This is a genomic window from Streptomyces sp. NBC_01717 (genome assembly GCF_036248255.1).
Taxonomy (GTDB): domain Bacteria; phylum Actinomycetota; class Actinomycetes; order Streptomycetales; family Streptomycetaceae; genus Streptomyces.
Genome location: NZ_CP109178.1, coordinates 3,277,839 through 3,293,549, shown reverse-complemented (window position 1 = coordinate 3,293,549; position 15,711 = coordinate 3,277,839). Strand labels below are relative to the sequence as shown.

Annotated in this window: 13 protein-coding genes; 8 read left to right on the top strand and 5 right to left on the bottom strand. The window is 70.1% G+C overall.

What is annotated here, in order from left to right; translation table 11 throughout:
• Positions 1–30 precede the first annotated feature (30 nt).
• Positions 31–1,029, bottom strand: coding sequence for an ArsR/SmtB family transcription factor (locus tag OHB49_RS14765; protein WP_030971477.1), 999 nt, complete (start codon positions 1,027–1,029; stop codon positions 31–33).
• A 72-nt stretch (positions 1,030–1,101) separates the two neighbouring features.
• Between OHB49_RS14765 and OHB49_RS14760 the strand changes: the two genes are divergently transcribed.
• The 4 genes from OHB49_RS14760 (at position 1,102) to OHB49_RS14745 (ending at position 5,330) form a co-directional block, all read left to right on the top strand.
• Positions 1,102–2,595, top strand: coding sequence for an MFS transporter (locus OHB49_RS14760; protein ID WP_329160758.1), 1,494 nt, complete (start codon positions 1,102–1,104; stop codon positions 2,593–2,595).
• Positions 2,596–2,605: 10 nt separating this feature from the next.
• Positions 2,606–3,115, top strand: coding sequence for a MarR family winged helix-turn-helix transcriptional regulator (locus tag OHB49_RS14755; protein ID WP_030971471.1), 510 nt, complete (start codon positions 2,606–2,608; stop codon positions 3,113–3,115).
• A 98-nt stretch (positions 3,116–3,213) separates the two neighbouring features.
• Positions 3,214–3,546 (top strand): DUF3817 domain-containing protein, encoded by a 333-nt coding sequence (locus tag OHB49_RS14750; protein ID WP_030971469.1) that lies wholly within the window; start codon positions 3,214–3,216, stop codon positions 3,544–3,546.
• Between the two features lie 83 nt (positions 3,547–3,629).
• Complete coding sequence (locus OHB49_RS14745; protein ID WP_329160755.1) at positions 3,630–5,330, top strand: acyl-CoA mutase large subunit family protein; 1,701 nt, start codon at positions 3,630–3,632, stop codon at positions 5,328–5,330.
• Between the two features lie 24 nt (positions 5,331–5,354).
• Here OHB49_RS14745 and OHB49_RS14740 read toward each other — a convergent pair whose 3' ends face one another.
• Positions 5,355–5,984, bottom strand: a complete 630-nt coding sequence (locus OHB49_RS14740) for a TetR/AcrR family transcriptional regulator (RefSeq protein ID WP_030971465.1) — start codon at positions 5,982–5,984, stop codon at positions 5,355–5,357.
• Between the two features lie 315 nt (positions 5,985–6,299).
• Between OHB49_RS14740 and OHB49_RS14735 the strand changes: the two genes are divergently transcribed.
• From OHB49_RS14735 to OHB49_RS14720, 4 genes are all read left to right on the top strand, one after another.
• Complete coding sequence (locus tag OHB49_RS14735) at positions 6,300–7,280, top strand: tetratricopeptide repeat protein (RefSeq protein WP_199919184.1); 981 nt, start codon at positions 6,300–6,302, stop codon at positions 7,278–7,280.
• Between the two features lie 599 nt (positions 7,281–7,879).
• Positions 7,880–8,518 (top strand): DUF6230 family protein, encoded by a 639-nt coding sequence (locus tag OHB49_RS14730; RefSeq protein ID WP_030971462.1) that lies wholly within the window; start codon positions 7,880–7,882, stop codon positions 8,516–8,518.
• 98 nt (positions 8,519–8,616) lie between these two features.
• A complete protein-coding gene (locus OHB49_RS14725; protein ID WP_329160750.1) occupies positions 8,617–9,204 on the top strand; it encodes a DUF6114 domain-containing protein in 588 nt (195 codons plus the stop codon).
• Positions 9,194–10,447, top strand: coding sequence for a hypothetical protein (locus OHB49_RS14720; protein ID WP_030971457.1), 1,254 nt, complete (start codon positions 9,194–9,196; stop codon positions 10,445–10,447). The genes OHB49_RS14725 and OHB49_RS14720 overlap by 11 nt, the downstream gene beginning before the upstream one ends.
• Positions 10,448–10,551: 104 nt before the next feature.
• On the opposite strand, the gene pyk is transcribed toward OHB49_RS14720, so the two are convergent.
• The 3 genes from pyk to pta form a co-directional block, all read right to left on the bottom strand.
• Positions 10,552–11,982 carry a pyruvate kinase gene (pyk, locus tag OHB49_RS14715; protein WP_030971455.1) on the bottom strand — a complete coding sequence of 477 codons (1,431 nt, stop codon included), beginning with the start codon at positions 11,980–11,982 and terminating at the stop codon, positions 10,552–10,554.
• A gap of 74 nt (positions 11,983–12,056) precedes the next feature.
• On the bottom strand, positions 12,057–13,343 hold the full coding sequence (locus tag OHB49_RS14710) for an acetate kinase (protein WP_329160746.1): 1,287 nt from the start codon (positions 13,341–13,343) through the stop codon (positions 12,057–12,059).
• 5 nt (positions 13,344–13,348) lie between these two features.
• Positions 13,349–15,475: a phosphate acetyltransferase gene (gene pta / locus OHB49_RS14705; RefSeq protein WP_329160744.1), complete on the bottom strand. Its 2,127-nt coding sequence runs from the start codon at positions 15,473–15,475 to the stop codon at positions 13,349–13,351.
• Between the last annotated feature and the right edge of the window lie 236 nt (positions 15,476–15,711).

Here is a 15,711-nt window from a genome sequence, read left to right as displayed (position 1 = left end):
CCCGCGCCCTACGGCGCGGGGGTTTCGTTGTCACCCGGTGTCCGCGCCGGACGTCACCGCGAGTGCGATCCCGAGCGGCGTGCGCTCGTACAGCACCTGATGTCCGTACCGCCGTGACGTCAGCAGCCCCGCCGCCCGCAGCACCGACAGATGGGCCGACACGGAGGACGGCGCGAGGCCCAGCCGGTGGGCGAGGGCGCTCGTCCCGGCCGGTTCGTCGAGCGCGCACAGTACGTCGGCCCGCGCCCGGCCGAGCAGTCGGGCGAGCGTCTGTGGCGTACGGTCGGCGGGCTCCGTCCACAGCCCGCCGATCCCACGCGCGGGATAGATCACCGCGGGCAGCCAGGGCGGTTCGTATCCGCTGACGACATCCGGCCAGGCGAACACGCTCGGCATCAGGACGAGGCCCTGCCCGCCGAGCACCCGGGAGTGCCGGCCCTTCATCCCGACCAGCGTGAGGGTCGAGTCCGTCCACCTGAGCTGGGGACTCAGCTCGCCGAGCAGCCGAGCGAAGCCGACCTCGGCCAGCCGGCGCGAGTGGTACGCGATGTCCGCCTCCAGCAGCGCGCGCAGCCGCGGCCAGTCCGGCTCGACCAGGGTCCGCCAGGCTTGTTCCAGCAGTGCGGCCAGCTCGTGCAGCGCCCGCGCGGGGTCGGCGAGCAGCGCCTGCCCGGCAGGGGAGTCCAGTGCACCCGGCTGGTCGGCGAGCGTCAGGGCCAGGTCCTCGCGGATGAGCCGGGGATCGATGGCGCGTACGCCGGCGATCTCCTCCTCGAACGAGGCGTAGGGCCCCAGCGGCGGCGGACAGAGGAAGTCCGGGTTGTGTCCGCCCTCCGGCATCAACGACCACAGCGGCCCGAGGTCGAGACCCGCGGCGGCGTCCTGGATGCGCCGCAGCCATGGCTGGTGATAGCCGTGCCGCCCCGGATGCAGAAGCGTGCGCACCGCGGCCTGGGTCTCCCAGAGCGGGGAGAGCGCGAACCGGCAGCGAAGCAGATCGCTCTCGTCGAAATGCAGATGGAACGGCATGGGTGGCTCGCGAAGATTCGGCGTCAGCCGAAAGTCTACGGAGCGGGGCCTCCGGTCCTCCAAGCTGCGGCCATGCCGAGCAACAGCCCCACCCCGGCGGACGGCCCCCGCGACGCGGCGGACACCCCGCACGGTCCGACGGGCCCACGCGACCCGTCGGCCGCGCCCCGCACCGCGACCGCCCACCCCGCCGCACCGGTGCCGGTCTCGGCCCCTTCCCCGGAGCGCGCCGACCCCATTGACCCGAAGCCGTCGCCCGCGCTCCGGGACCGGGCCCCCGCCGCCGCGTCCCCGGAGCCCACCCCCCGCGGTTACCGTGCGGTCTTCGCCGTGCGGGAGTTCCGCGCCGTCTTCGCCGCCCATCTGCTCTCCCTCCTCGGCGTCGTGGTCAGCGAGCTCGCGCTCACCGTCCTCGTCTACGACCTCACCGGCTCGCCCCTGCTCAGCGCCCTCACGTTCGCGCTCGGCTTCCTGCCGTACCTCGTCGGCGGCACGCTCTTCGCCGGGGTCGCCGACCGCTACCCGGCCCGCCGGGTTCTCGTCACCTGCGATCTGATCTGCGCGGGCTGCGTCGCCGTCATGGTGCTGCCGGGCACCCCGGTCGGCGGGCTCCTCGCGCTGCGCTGTCTCGTCGCCTCCGTGTCGCCCGTCTTCACCGGGACGCGGATGGCCGCGCTCACCGACATCCTCGGCGAGGGCGACCTCTATGTACTGGGCCGCTCGCTGCTGCGGATCGTCTCGCAGAGCGCGCTGCTGATCGGTTTCGGCGTGGGCGGTGTGCTGCTTGCCGCGCTGTCCGCGCGCGGGGCGATCACAATCACTGTCGGGACGTTCCTCTGCTCGGCGGCCCTGCTCCGCTTCGGCACCCGCAACCGGCCCGCCAGGACCGGCGGTGACCGAGGCGGCGCGCTGCTCAAGGAATCACTGGCCGGGGCCCGCATCGTCCTCGCCGACCGCAGAATCCGCGCGCTGATGCTGCTCTTCTGGGTACCCGCGCTGTTCGTCGTCGCACCGGAGGCTCTCGCCGCCCCGTACGCGGACGAGATCGGCCTCGGCCCGGCCGCCCTGGGGCTGCTGATGTGCGCGATGCCGGTCGGGCACATCGCCGCCGAGCTGTACGCGGGCGCCGTGCTGGCCCCGCGGGTCCGCTCCCGGATCGTGCTGCCGGTCGCCGCCACCGGGCTGCTGCCGCTCCTGCTGTACGGGCTCCGCCCCGGTATGGCGCTGACCCTGGTCGCGCTCGCCCTGGCCGGGGTGGGGGCGGCGTACATCATCGGCCTCGACCAGTGGTTCGTCGACGCCGTCCCGGAGGAGCTGCGGGGCCGAGCCATGACCCTGCTCACCGCAGGACTGATGACGGTCCAGGGCATCGGCATGGCCCTCGCCGGCCTTGCCGCCGAGTTCCTCCCCGTGCACCGGGTGGTCGCCGACTCCGGGGTGATCGGCGTCGTCTGCACCCTTCTGCTCGTCCGCGAGGTCAGCAGAACCGCACGCGCAACCGCACCTGTGGACGGTAGCCGGACCGAAGTACGAGACGGGGCTGACCAGCATATGACCAGTGGGTAAGGTCGGTGCCGTGCCGAAGCCGCTCAGTCTCCCGTTCGATCCCATCGCCCGCGCCGACGAACTCTGGCAGCAGCGCTGGGGTCCGGTCCCCGCGATGGGGGCGATCACCTCGATCATGCGTGCGCAGCAGATCCTGCTCGCCGAGGTCGACGCGGTCGTCAAACCGTACGGGCTGACCTTCGCGCGGTACGAGGCGCTGGTGCTGCTCACCTTCTCCAAGGCGGGCGAGCTGCCGATGTCCAAGATCGGCGAGCGGCTGATGGTCCACCCCACCTCCGTCACGAACACGGTGGACCGGCTGGTCAGGTCCGGTCTGGTCGCCAAGCGGCCCAACCCGAACGACGGTCGCGGCACGCTCGCCTCGATCACCGGGAAGGGCCGCGAAGTGGTCGAGGCGGCCACCCGGGAACTGGTGGACATGGAGTTCGGACTCGGGGCGTACGACGCCGAGGAGTGCGCGGAGATCTTCGCCATGCTGCGTCCGCTGCGGATCGCGGCCCACGACTTCGAAGAGAAATAGGGTCATTCCTTCGAGTCGCGCCGGGCTCCCGGGGTCCGGCACGCACGACCCCCGGCCCGCTTCAAGATCCCCCCGGCTGCCCGGTTACGCTCGTTGCCATGAAACGCAGCGTGCTGACCCGGTACCGGGTGATGGCCTACGTCACCGCCGTCATGTTGCTGGTGCTCTGCACCTGCATGGTCTTCAAGTACGGCTTCGACACCGGTGAGGGTCTGACGCTCGTCGTCTCCCAGATCCACGGTGTGCTGTACATCATCTACCTGATCTTCGCCTTCGACCTGGGCTCCAAGGCGAAGTGGCCGATGGGAAAGCTCCTCTGGGTGCTGATCTCCGGCACGATCCCGACCGCCGCGTTCTTCGTCGAGCGCAAGGTCGTGCGTGAGATCGAGCCGCTGGTCGCGGACGGCTCCCCGGTGACCGCCAAGGCCTGACCCGGCCCACCCGAACCGCCCCGCGCAAAGCGCCGGGCGGTTTGTCATCGACATTTACTAGGACGTCCTAGTAAATTGGTCCTATGGACGCTGACGCGATCGAGGAAGGCCGCCGACGCTGGCAGGCCCGTTACGACAAGGCCCGCAAGCGTGACGCGGACTTCACCACGCTCTCCGGGGACCCGGTCGAGCCCGCGTACGGGCCCCGCCCCGGGGACACCTACGAGGGCTTCGAGCGGATCGGCTGGCCGGGCGAGTACCCGTTCACCCGGGGGCTCTATCCGACCGGCTACCGCGGCCGCACCTGGACCATCCGCCAGTTCGCCGGCTTCGGCAACGCCGAGCAGACCAACGAGCGGTACAAGATGATCCTCGCCGCGGGCGGCGGCGGGCTCAGCGTCGCCTTCGACATGCCGACGCTGATGGGCCGCGACTCGGACGAGCCGCGCTCGCTCGGCGAGGTCGGGCACTGCGGTGTCGCCATCGACTCCGCCGCCGACATGGAGGTCCTCTTCAAGGACATCCCGCTCGGCGATGTCACGACGTCCATGACGATCAGCGGCCCCGCCGTCCCCGTCTTCTGCATGTACCTGGTCGCCGCCGAGCGCCAGGGCGTCGACCCCGGGGTGCTGAACGGCACGCTCCAGACCGACATCTTCAAGGAGTACATCGCGCAGAAGGAGTGGCTCTTCCAGCCCGAGCCCCATCTGCGCCTGATCGGCGACCTGATGGAGCACTGCGCCGCCGCCATCCCCGCGTACAAGCCGCTCTCGGTCTCCGGCTACCACATCCGCGAGGCCGGGGCGACGGCCGCGCAGGAGCTCGCGTACACCCTCGCCGACGGCTTCGGCTACGTGGAGCTCGGCCTCTCCCGCGGGCTCGACGTCGACACCTTCGCCCCCGGGCTCTCCTTCTTCTTCGACGCGCACCTCGACTTCTTCGAGGAGATCGCCAAGTTCCGCGCGGCCCGCCGGATCTGGGCCCGCTGGATGAAGGAGGTGTACGGGGCGAAGACCGACAAGGCGCAGTGGCTCCGCTTCCACACCCAGACCGCCGGGGTCTCCCTCACCGCCCAGCAGCCGTACAACAACGTCGTACGGACCGCGGTCGAGGCCCTGTCCGCCGTCCTCGGCGGCACCAACTCGCTGCACACCAACGCCCTCGACGAGACCCTCGCACTCCCCTCCGAGCAGGCCGCCGAGATCGCGCTGCGCACCCAGCAGGTGCTGATGGAGGAGACCGGTGTCGCCAATGTGGCGGACCCGCTGGGCGGCTCCTGGTACGTCGAGCAGCTCACCGACCGGATCGAGGCCGACGCCGAGAAGATCTTCGACCAGATCAAGGAGCGCGGCACCAGGGCGCATCCGGACGGGCAGCACCCCGTCGGGCCGATGACCTCCGGCATCCTGCGCGGGATCGAGGACGGCTGGTTCACCGGCGAGATCGCCGAGTCCGCCTTCCGGTACCAGCAGTCGCTGGAGAAGGGGGACAAGCGGGTCGTGGGCGTCAATGTCCACCACGGCTCGGTCACCGGCGACCTGGAGATCCTGCGGGTCAGCCACGAGGTCGAGCGCGAGCAGGTCCGCGAGCTCGCCGACCGCAAGGCCGCCCGAGACGACGCCCGGGTCCGCGCCTCACTGGACGCGATGCTGGCCGCCGCCCGCGACGGCTCGAACATGATCGGACCGATGCTCGACGCGGTACGGGCCGAGGCGACGCTCGGTGAGATCTGCGGGGTCCTGCGCGACGAGTGGGGCACATACACCGAGCCGCCCGGCTTCTGACGGGAGCGCGGCCAGGGGCCCGCGTTACGTGGCGACCGCCGCGCCCAGCCCCGCGAGCAGCAGAACGGTGAAGCGCCGGGCCCAGTCCTCGTCGACGGGCTCGGCGCTCACCAGTGCCCGGTGCACGACCGCACCGGCGATCACATCGAAGATCAGGTCGGCCGTCATGGCCGCCGTCGCCTCGTCCGCTTCGACGGGCAACTCGCCGCGCCGCTGCGCCCGTTGCCGTCCCAGTAGCACGAGCCGCTTCTGCCGGTCCACGATCGAGTCGCGGATCCGGGCCCGCAGCGCCTCGTCGCGGGTCGACTCGGCGACGACGGCCATCAGCGCGGTCCTGGTCTCCGGCCGCTCCAGCAGCCCGGCGAACTGCAGCACCACGCCCTGCACATCGGCCGACAGGCTGCCCAGATCAGGCAGTTCCAGCTCGTCGAAGAGGACCGCGACGGCGTCGACGACCAGTTCGTTCTTTCCGGCCCAGCGGCGGTAGAGGGTCGTCTTTGCGACCCCGGCCCGTGTGGCCACGTCACCCATCGTCAGCTTCGACCAGCCGAGGTCGACCAGCGAGGCCCGGCAGGCTTCCAGGATCGCTTCATCGGCCGCGGCGCTGCGCGGTCGTCCCGTTCGGGCGGGTTTGGGGTGGCCGTCGCTCAGCATCCCGTGACCATACCCGCCGGTAGCGAGAACAAGCCGTTCCGGTTCGTCGTGAGACAGATCACCGAACACTCTTGTGCACCAGGGGTGTGGGCCAGTTACGCTACGGGTCGTAGCGTAAGGACGACGGCCGTGCCGTTGCTGCGCCACGAGCGAACGACAGCCACATGCGCCGGGTGGGGACCCGGCGGAAAAAGGGCCCTGGAGGGCCCGCGGGCCGTGGATGTCCGTGCGCCCCGCACTCCGGCGGGAGCCACGGACGGATGCGGTTCCCGGATCGCTTTCCGGAACGGCGTGCCAAGGGGGGAGGATGTACGCATGCAGCCTAGGAACATGTCCATGAGCGGCGTCGTCGACCTCGCCGCGGTGAAGGCGGCCGGCGAGGCCAAGGTGAAGGCGGAGCAGGCCCGTGCCGAGACCGCCCGGCAGGGCGGCGGCGGCGCCGTACCTCCGTCCGCCCTGGTGATCGATGTCGATGAGGCGGGCTTCGAGCGCGACGTTCTCCAGCGCTCCGCCGAGGTCCCCGTCGTCATCGACTTCTGGGCCGAGTGGTGCGAGCCGTGCAAGCAGTTGGGGCCGCTCCTTGAGCGGCTGGCCCAGGAGTACAACGGCCGCTTCCTGCTGGCCAAGGTCGATGTCGATGCCAACCAGATGCTGATGCAGCAGTTCGGTATCCAGGGCATCCCGGCGGTCTTCGCCGTCGTCGCCGGGCAGGCCCTCCCGCTCTTCCAGGGCGCGGCCCCGGAGGCCCAGATCCGGCAGACCCTGGACCAGCTGATCCAGGTCGGCGAGGAGCGGTTCGGTCTCACCGGGATCGCGGTCGACGCGGCCGCGGCCGGTCCGGAGGGAGCCGAGCAGGGCCCGGCCGAGGTTCCGGCCGGTCCGTACGACGCGCTGCTCGAAGCGGCGGTCCGGGCGCTGGACGCCAACGACTTCGCCGGCGCCGTCCAGGCGTACAAGAACGTGCTCTCCGACGACCCGGCCAACACCGAGGCCAAACTGGGTCTCGCTCAGGCCGAACTGCTCTCCCGGGTGCGGGACATGGACCCGCAGCAGGTCCGCGACGACGCCGCCGAGAAGCCGGGCGATGTGGCGGCGCAGATCGCCGCCGCCGATCTGGACCTGGTCGGCGGTCATGTCGAGGACGCCTTCGGGCGGCTCGTCGAGACCGTGCGCCGCAATTTCGGTGACGACCGGGACGCGGCGCGGCTGCGCCTCCTCGAGCTGTTCGAGGTGATCGGCCCGGAGGACCCGCGCGTCGTCGCCGCCCGCACGGCGCTGGCCCGGGTCCTGTTCTGATGTGACAACTCGGCCGTGGTGCCCCGCCGGTGCCACGGCCGTTTTTCGCGGTCGAGCGACAGGACCCGCCCCCGCTTTACCAAATCTTGATAAAAGCTCGGGCTGTTACTCGCAGTAAATCGTGCGTTGGGATCTGTCCGCTTACAAACCTCCATCTCCCCTTTTCTCCATGCGCCCTGCACCACCCTGTGTGGCCGGTCGATGTCACCCGGTTGTGCATCGGTTATCGGGCCGTTACTAGCCAGTAACGAACCCCCTTGTGTCGCGGGCGCGAATGGACCACGATCGGCCACGCTCGGTCCAATGACGCCAGCCCGACCGCCAGTCGGCGCGCCGGCCGAATTGGGTCCCCACCGAGTCGGTCGGCGGCAGTGGCGCCGACTGCGGACAGGGGGGTTCCTGCTGACTGGCAGGGCCTGTCCGAAGCAGGTTGCGCGAACGCGTGGCCAGTGGTTGTCGCTCGGGGGTGATCGCCAGTGATTCGGACGCGGCTCACGCCTCCGGTTCCGGCGCTCTCCTTTCCGAGGACGTAGCACTTCTCCCATCCCAGGACGGGCCACGCCCGTACCGGAGATGTACGTCCGAGAAGGAGGAAAGTCATGGAGTCCCAAGTTCGTGGCGGGACCAGATGGAAGCGGTTCGCTCTCGTCATGGTGCCGAGCGTGGCCCTGACGGCAGCGGTAGGTGTGTCCCTTGCACAGGGTGCGCTGGCCGCTTCGTTCAGCGTCTCCGGCCAGTCGTTCAAGGTGACAGCGGAGCACCTGGACGGCAAGGGCTTCTCGCAGTACGGCGGTATAGACGCCGGCTACGCGGAGCTCAAGGGTGACAAGAAGACCCTGCACCCGGTCGCTATCTCGTCGTTCAAGTCGGCCGACATCACGGGCATGTGCCAGTCCGTGGTCACGCCGGACATCCCGCTCCTCGGGTCCGTCAGCCTCCAGCTGAAGGCCGGCGGCGGCGGTACCCCGGTTCACGCCGAGAACCTGTACCTCGACGTTGCGGATCTGGACGCCGACGCCACGTTCACCAACATCGACATCGGTGTTGCGGCGAAGGACGCCACCAAGGGTCCGAAGATCAAGGACGGCGAGAACGTCAACGAGAACGGCTTCGCCCAGCAGGCGGACCGCGCGGTTCTCGACAACGTGAAGCAGAAGGCGTGGGCGACCACCGCCGGCACCTTCAAGCTCAACGGCCTGAGCATGCGCCTCTACAACGGCGTCAAGGAGTGCTACTAAGCACTCCGCCCGGGTGGGCGGGGAAGCGTGAAGCTGCCTCGCCCACCCGTCTCCCACTCTTTTTTCACAGCAATACCGGTTCCAGGGAGCTGTTTTCCATGAGCGCCGAGACCACAGGTTCCCGCGACTCCGCCTACTGGCGGCTGCGGTTCCGTGCCTGGCGGCACACCCGGCCGTTCTGGGCCGGCCTGCTCACCGCACTCGGTGGGGCGCCGATCGCGTACTTCCCGTACGCCAATCTCAAGCTCGGCCACGTCACGCTGGCCATGGCGACCACGGCGGGTGCGGGCTCACTGATCATCGGTGTACTGCTGGTCACGCTCGGTCTGACCATGTGGTACCACCAAATTGTCCGGGTGTTCGCCGGTGTCGCCTCGATCCTGTTGGCGCTGGTCTCCATTCCGGTGTCCAACCTCGGCGGTTTCGTGGTCGGGTTCCTGCTCGCCATGATCGGCGGCTGCCTCGCCCTGTCCTGGGCCCCGGGCACGCCCACAGGTGAGCAGCCGGCCAAGCACGCGGCCGGACGTTCCCCGAAGGGCCCGGAAGCTCCTGAGGGTTCGGCGCCTCACGGCACGGAACCTCAGCTCGGCGCCGGACCTACGTACAGCCCGGGTCCCGCTCCGTGGAGCGACGACAGCACGAACGGCAAAGTTGAAGCCAACGGCGGGAGGAACAGTGCGGGGTGACGAGACGCAGCTGAACTCGACCGGAGGCGAGGATTTCCGGGGCAGAAGCGGGCCGCGTCACGCGGCCCCCAGGAAGTCTCTGCTGACGAAGCTGCACATACCCGCGGGCAAGGCCTTCGCTCTCGCCGCGATGCCGACGGCGGTCTTTGTCGGGATGGGGCTCACCCCCAAGCTTGCGATGGCCGACGACGCGACGGACATCCCGTTCGCGCCGGGCCCCTGCGTGACCCGTTCCGACGAGCCGAGCGAGTCCCCGGAGCCGTCGGCCTCGGCGACGAAGTCCCCGTCGCCGTCCGCCAGTGAGACCACCGGCGACAGCGGCAGCGGTTCGGACCAGGGCGACGGGGCGACCCCGAAGCCTTCGGCGACCTCGTCGTCGAGCGGCACATCGAATTCGTCGAGCGACGCGTCCGCCGCGACGCCGAGCGCCTCGCCGTCGCCCTCGGCGACGAAGAACCCGCTGGACCCGCTGGGCGTCGGCGACGCGCTCAAGGGTCTCCTCGGGGGATCGGACCAGGGGACGGCGAGCCCGTCCCCCAGCGCCACCACCGCGTCCCCGAAGCCGTCCGACACCGCGACCAAGTCGACCGACAACCCCGTCGGCAAGGTCACGGACACCGTCGGCAAGACCGCCGACGCCATCCGTGACGCGGCGGGCAAGGCGGGCAAGACGGTCGAGGAGCTCGACGAGGGCGTCAAGGGCCTCGACCCCGTGAAGGACCTGGACATCCCGGACGGCGCCAAGGAGCGCTTCCCGTGCCCCACCGCCGACCCCAAGGCGCTGGCCGCGGCCGATCTGGAGCAGGGCATCCCTCGGCTGCCGAACCAGCCGTGGATCCTGGAGAGTTCGATGCTCACCCTGAGCGGGCTCGACTACAAGGGCATCGTCGAGGTGGAGAAGGGCGACGGCACCACCAAGAAGGTGCTCAAGTTCACCGCCTCGTCCGTCGACATCAAGGACCTGCACCAGCTGACGGAGGGGCCGAACGGCACCACCGGCCACGTCCAGGCGCGGAAGGGCTCCACGTCCACCATCCGCAACGGCACGGTGACGATGTACACGGAGGAGCTGAAGGGCAACCTCTTCGGCCTCATCCCGATCACGTTCAGCCCTCAGACCCCGCCGCCGGTGAACGTACCGTTCGCGTTCTTCACCAACGTGAAGGTCACGCAGGCCGGCCAGTTCGGCGGCACGCTCACGGTGCCCGGGCTGCACAACTACTTCACCGGCGGCAACAACTAGCGCCCGTGGATCCAGGACCCGTTCGGGAGCCGCACAGGACCGTGGCCCGTACCCCCTTCGAAGGGGGTACGGGCCACAGTCGTACGCCGGTGCGGGGCGACGCGTCAGTCGCGGGCGCCGCCGCCCACGTGATGCACCCGGACCATGTTGGTGGTGCCGGGGACGCCGGGGGGCGAACCGGCCGTGATGACCATCGTGTCGCCCGCGTTGTAGCGGCTCAGCTTCAGCAGCTCCGCGTCGACGAGGTCCACCATGGCGTCGGTGTTGTCCACGTGCGGCACGACGTGGGCCTCGACGCCCCAGCTCAGCGCGAGCTGGTTACGGGTGGACTCGTCGGTGGTGAAGGCCAGGATCGGTTGTGCGGCGCGGTAGCGGGAGAGCCGGCGGGCCGTGTCACCGGACTTGGTGAAGGCGACCAGCGCCTTGCCGTTCAGGAAGTCCGCGATCTCGCAGGCCGCGCGGGCCACCGAACCACCCTGGGTACGGGGCTTCTTGCCCGGCACCAGCGGCTGCAGGCCCTTGGAGAGCAGTTCCTCCTCGGCTGCGACGACGATCTTCGACATCGTCTTGACCGTCTCGATCGGGTATGCGCCGACGCTGGACTCGGCGGACAGCATGACCGCGTCCGCGCCGTCCAGGATCGCGTTCGCGACGTCGGACGCCTCGGCGCGCGTCGGCCGCGAGTTGGTGATCATCGACTCCATCATCTGGGTCGCCACGATCACCGGCTTGGCGTTCCGCCGGCAGAGCTCCACCAGGCGCTTCTGCACCATCGGGACCTTCTCCAGGGGGTATTCGACGGCCAGGTCGCCACGGGCGACCATGACACCGTCGAACGCCATGACGACGCCCTCCATGTGCTCGACGGCCTGCGGCTTCTCCACCTTGGCGATGACGGGGACCCGACGGCCCTCCTCGTCCATCACCTTGTGGACGTCCTTGACGTCGCTGGCGTCCCGCACGAAGGAGAGTGCGACCAGGTCGCAGCCCATCCGCAGGGCGAACCGGAGGTCCTCCACGTCCTTCTCGGACAGGGCCGGGACGTTCACCGCGGCACCGGGCAGGTTGATGCCCTTGTGGTCGGAGATGACCCCGCCCTCGATGACGATGCTCCTGACCCGGGGGCCGTCGACCGCGACGACCTTCAGCTCGACGTTGCCGTCGTTGATCAGGATCGGGTCGCCCTTGGCGACGTCGCTCGGCAGACCCTTGTAGGTCGTACCGCAGATCGACTTGTCACCGGGGACGTCCTCGGTGGTGATGGTGAACTCGTCCCCGCGGACCAGTTCGACGGGGCCCTCGGCGAACTTCGCCAGGCGGATCTTCGGGCCCTGGAGGTCGGCGAGCACGCCCACCGCCCGGCCCGTCTCGGCGGCCGCCTTGCGGACGCGGTCGTAACGGCCCTGGTGTTCCTCGTGGGAGCCGTGGCTGAAGTTGAAACGGGCCACGCTCATGCCGGCCTCGATCAGAGCGACGAGCTGCTCATGGGAGTCGACGGCGGGACCGAGGGTGCAGACGATTTTGGAACGGCGCATGAGGCGGATCCTATCGGTTTGTTTCGCTGCGGAATATTCCGTCTGGTGGAAGATACAAAGGGGCGCGGGGGTGCTCAGTTGTCGACCTGTCCGACCGGAACCTGCTGTCCGGCCGGTTCGGCCTGTCCGACCAGTGCGAAGGTCTGGTCGGCGATCTCCAGCTCCTCGTCCGTCGGCACCACGGCGACCGCGACCCGCGCGTAGTTGGGCGAGATCAGCCTCGGTTCGCCGGACCGCACGGCGTTGAGACCGGCGTCCACCACCAGGCCGAGCTCCTCCAGACCGGCGATCGCAGCCTCCCGTACCGGCGCCGAGTTCTCCCCGACCCCCGCCGTGAACACCACGGCATCCACCCGCCCGAGGACCGCCGAATAGGCGCCGATGTACTTCTTCAGCCGGTGCACGTAGATGTCGAACGCCAGGGCCGCCCGCTCGTCGCCCTCGTCGATCCGGCGCCGGATCTCCCGCATGTCGTTGTCCCCGCAGAGCCCGACCAGACCGCTCTTCTTGTTCAGCAGGACGTCGATCTCGTCGGTGGACATCCCTGCCACCCGCTTCAGATGAAAGGTGACCGCCGGGTCGATGTCCCCGGACCGGGTCCCCATCACCAACCCCTCCAGCGGGGTCAGCCCCATCGACGTCTCCACGCACCGGCCGGCCGCCACCGCCGAGGCCGAGGCGCCGTTGCCCAGGTGCAGCACGATGACATTGACCTCCTCGGGGGCGCGTCCCAGCAGCTCGGCGGCCTTGCGGGAGACGTACGCGTGCGAAGTGCCGTGGAAGCCGTAGCGGCGGATCCGGTGCGCGTCGGCGGTCTCCACGTCGATCGCGTACCGCGCCGCGTACTCCGGCATCGTCGTGTGGAACGCGGTGTCGAAGACGGCGACCTGCGGCAGATCGGGGCGCAGCGCCTGCGCGGTACGGATGCCGGTGATGTTCGCCGGGTTGTGCAGCGGCGCCACCGGGACGAGCCGCTCGATCTCCGTCAGCACCTCGTCGGTGATGACGGTGGGCTCGGTGAACCGCAGTCCGCCGTGCACCACCCGGTGGCCGATCGCCGCCAGCTCGGGGGAGTCCAGGCCCAGCCCGTCGGCGGCCAGCTCCTCGGCCGCCGCCTTCAGCGCCGCCGCGTGGTCGGCGATCCTGCCGGTGCGCTCACGTGTCTCGGCGTCGCCCCCGGTCAGCGGGGTGTGCAGCAGACGGGAGGTCTCCTCGCCGATCCGCTCGACCAGACCGATCGCGAGCCGGGAGCGGTCGTTCATGTCGAGGAGCTGGTACTTCACCGACGAGGAGCCGGAGTTGAGGACGAGTACGCGACGGGCCTGCACGACGGCGGAACCTTCCTTCGTGGTGGTGGTCATGCGGTTCACTCCTGGGCCTGCGCCTGGATCGCCGTGATGGCCACGGTGTTGACGATGTCCTGGACCAGCGCACCGCGCGACAGGTCGTTGACGGGCTTGCGCAGCCCCTGGAGCACCGGCCCCACAGCCACGGCGCCCGCCGAGCGCTGCACGGCCTTGTACGTGTTGTTGCCGGTGTTCAGGTCCGGGAAGATCAGCACGGTCGCCTGCCCCGCCACCTCCGAACCGGGCAGCTTGGTCGCGGCCACGCTCGGCTCGACCGCCGCGTCGTACTGGATCGGGCCCTCGATCCTGAGGTCCGGCCGGCTCTCGCGCACCCGGTCCGTCGCCTGGCGCACCTTGTCGACGTCGGCCCCCGTGCCCGAGGTGCCCGTCGAGTAGGAGAGCATCGCGATCCGCGGCTCCACACCGAAGCGGGCGGCCGTGACGGCGGACTGGACGGCGATGTCCGCGAGCTGCTCCGCGTCCGGGTCCGGGTTCACCGCGCAGTCGCCGTACACCAGGACCTTGTCGGCGAGGCACATGAAGAAGACGGACGACACGATCGACGCGTCCGCCCGGGCCCTCCCGTCTCCCGCCGCCGCCCTGCCTGACGCGCTCCGCGCGGCCCCCTTGCTCTTGATGATCTCGAAGGCGGGGCGGATCGTCGCCGCGGTGGAGTGCACGGCCCCGGAGACCATCCCGTCGGCCAGGCCCTCCTGGACCATCAGGGTGCCGAAGTAGTTCACGTCCGAGACGACGTCGTAGGCCAGCTCCACCGTGACGCCGCGGTGCGCGCGCAGCTGTGCGTACCGTTCCGCGAACGTCTGGCGCAGCTCGGAGGTCTGCGGGTCGATCAGCTGGGTGTCGGCAAGGTCGACGCCGAGGTCGGCCGCCTTCTTCCGGATGACGTCCAGGTCGCCGAGAAGGGTGAGATCGCAGACGTCGCGGCGCAGCAGCACATCGGCGGCGCGCAGCACCCGCTCCTCGGTGCCCTCCGGCAGCACCACCCGGCGCCGGTCCGCGCGGGCCTGCTCAAGCAGCTCGTGCTCGAACATCATCGGCGTGACGCGGCCGCTGCGGGCCACCGAGATCCGGTCCAGCAGGGCGGGCGTGTCCACATGGCGCTCGAAGAGGCCGAGTGCGGTCTCCGCCTTGCGGGGCGTCGCCGCGTTCAACTTGCCCTCCAGTGTGAAGAGTTCTCCCGCGGTGGGGAAGGAGCCGCCGGCCACCGACACGACCGGGGTGCCCGGCGCGAGCCGTGCGGCCAGCTTGAGTATCTCCTCGCCGGGGCGCTCGTCCAGCGTCAGCAGCAGACCCGCGATGGGCGGGGTGCCCGCGCTGTGCGCGGCCAGTGCGCCGACCACCAGATCCGCCCGGTCCCCGGGCGTGACCACCAGACAGCCGGGCGTCAGTGCGTTCAGCAGATTCGGCAGCATCGCACCGCCGAAGACGAAGTCCAGCGCGTCCCGGGCCAGCCCCGCGTCGTCGCCCAGCAGTACGGTGCCGCCGAGCGCCGCGGTGATCTGGGCGACGGTCGGCGCGGAGAGCGCGGCGTCGTCCGGCAGGACCGAACACGGCACGGGCAGCCGCGCCGTCAGCCGCTCGGCGATGATCTCGCGGTCCTCGGCCGCCACCCGGTTCACCACCATCTCGAGGACGTCGCAACCCAGACCGGCGTACGCCCGGTAGGCATTGCGCGTCTCGGCCCGCACGGACTCCGCGTCCTGCCCCTTCCCGCCGACCACCACGATCACCGAGGCGCCGAACTCATTGGCCAGCCGGGCGTTGAGTGCCAGCTCGTCGGGGAGCTGGGTGGCCGCGAAGTCGGTGCCGAGGACCAGCACCACCTCGTACATCCGGGCCACCTGATGGAAGCGGTCGACGAGCCGCGAGACCAGTTCGTCGGTACCCTTCTCCGCCTGCAGCGCGGACGCCTCCGCATAGTCCAGGCCATAGACCGACGACGGGTCCTGGCTGAGCCGGTAGCGGGCCCGCAGCAACTCGAACAGCCGGTCAGGGCTGTCGTGGACCAGGGGCCGGAACACCCCGACCCGGTCCACCTGACGCGTCAGGAGCTCCATGACTCCCAGATCGACGACCTGGCGGCCGTCTCCCCGGTCGATCCCCGTCACGTACACACTGCGCGTCACGCATGCTCTCCCGTCGTTCTGGCCGGTTGGTGTGGTATCGCCCTTTTTGACGATACCTGCGGGTGCGGACCAGCCGCCCCCCGGGCGAAAGCCCCTGTTCCGGGGTGCTGCACACACCCTGCAGCGGTCGGATGCCGCGCCCCGGACAAGCCGAGAGCGCGAGGTCCGGACGTGACGTGGGACAATCGTTGTGGCTCACGGTACGGGGGATTCCGCAGTCGCCCCCGAAATGCACG

Bases quoted from the DNA above. Each gene is read 5' to 3' on its own strand.
- pyk (WP_030971455.1), bottom strand. From the start codon at position 11,982: ATGCGCCGTTCCAAAATCGTCTGCACCCTCGGTCCCGCCGTCGACTCC.
- OHB49_RS14740 (WP_030971465.1), bottom strand. From the start codon at position 5,984: ATGCTGAGCGACGGCCACCCCAAACCCGCCCGAACGGGACGACCGCGC.
- OHB49_RS14730 (WP_030971462.1), top strand. From the start codon at position 7,880: ATGGAGTCCCAAGTTCGTGGCGGGACCAGATGGAAGCGGTTCGCTCTC.
- OHB49_RS14760 (WP_329160758.1), top strand. From the start codon at position 1,102: ATGCCGAGCAACAGCCCCACCCCGGCGGACGGCCCCCGCGACGCGGCG.
- OHB49_RS14735 (WP_199919184.1), top strand. From the start codon at position 6,300: ATGCAGCCTAGGAACATGTCCATGAGCGGCGTCGTCGACCTCGCCGCG.
- OHB49_RS14745 (WP_329160755.1), top strand. From the start codon at position 3,630: ATGGACGCTGACGCGATCGAGGAAGGCCGCCGACGCTGGCAGGCCCGT.
- OHB49_RS14750 (WP_030971469.1), top strand. From the start codon at position 3,214: ATGAAACGCAGCGTGCTGACCCGGTACCGGGTGATGGCCTACGTCACC.
- OHB49_RS14725 (WP_329160750.1), top strand. From the start codon at position 8,617: ATGAGCGCCGAGACCACAGGTTCCCGCGACTCCGCCTACTGGCGGCTG.
- OHB49_RS14710 (WP_329160746.1), bottom strand. From the start codon at position 13,343: ATGACCACCACCACGAAGGAAGGTTCCGCCGTCGTGCAGGCCCGTCGC.
- OHB49_RS14765 (WP_030971477.1), bottom strand. From the start codon at position 1,029: ATGCCGTTCCATCTGCATTTCGACGAGAGCGATCTGCTTCGCTGCCGG.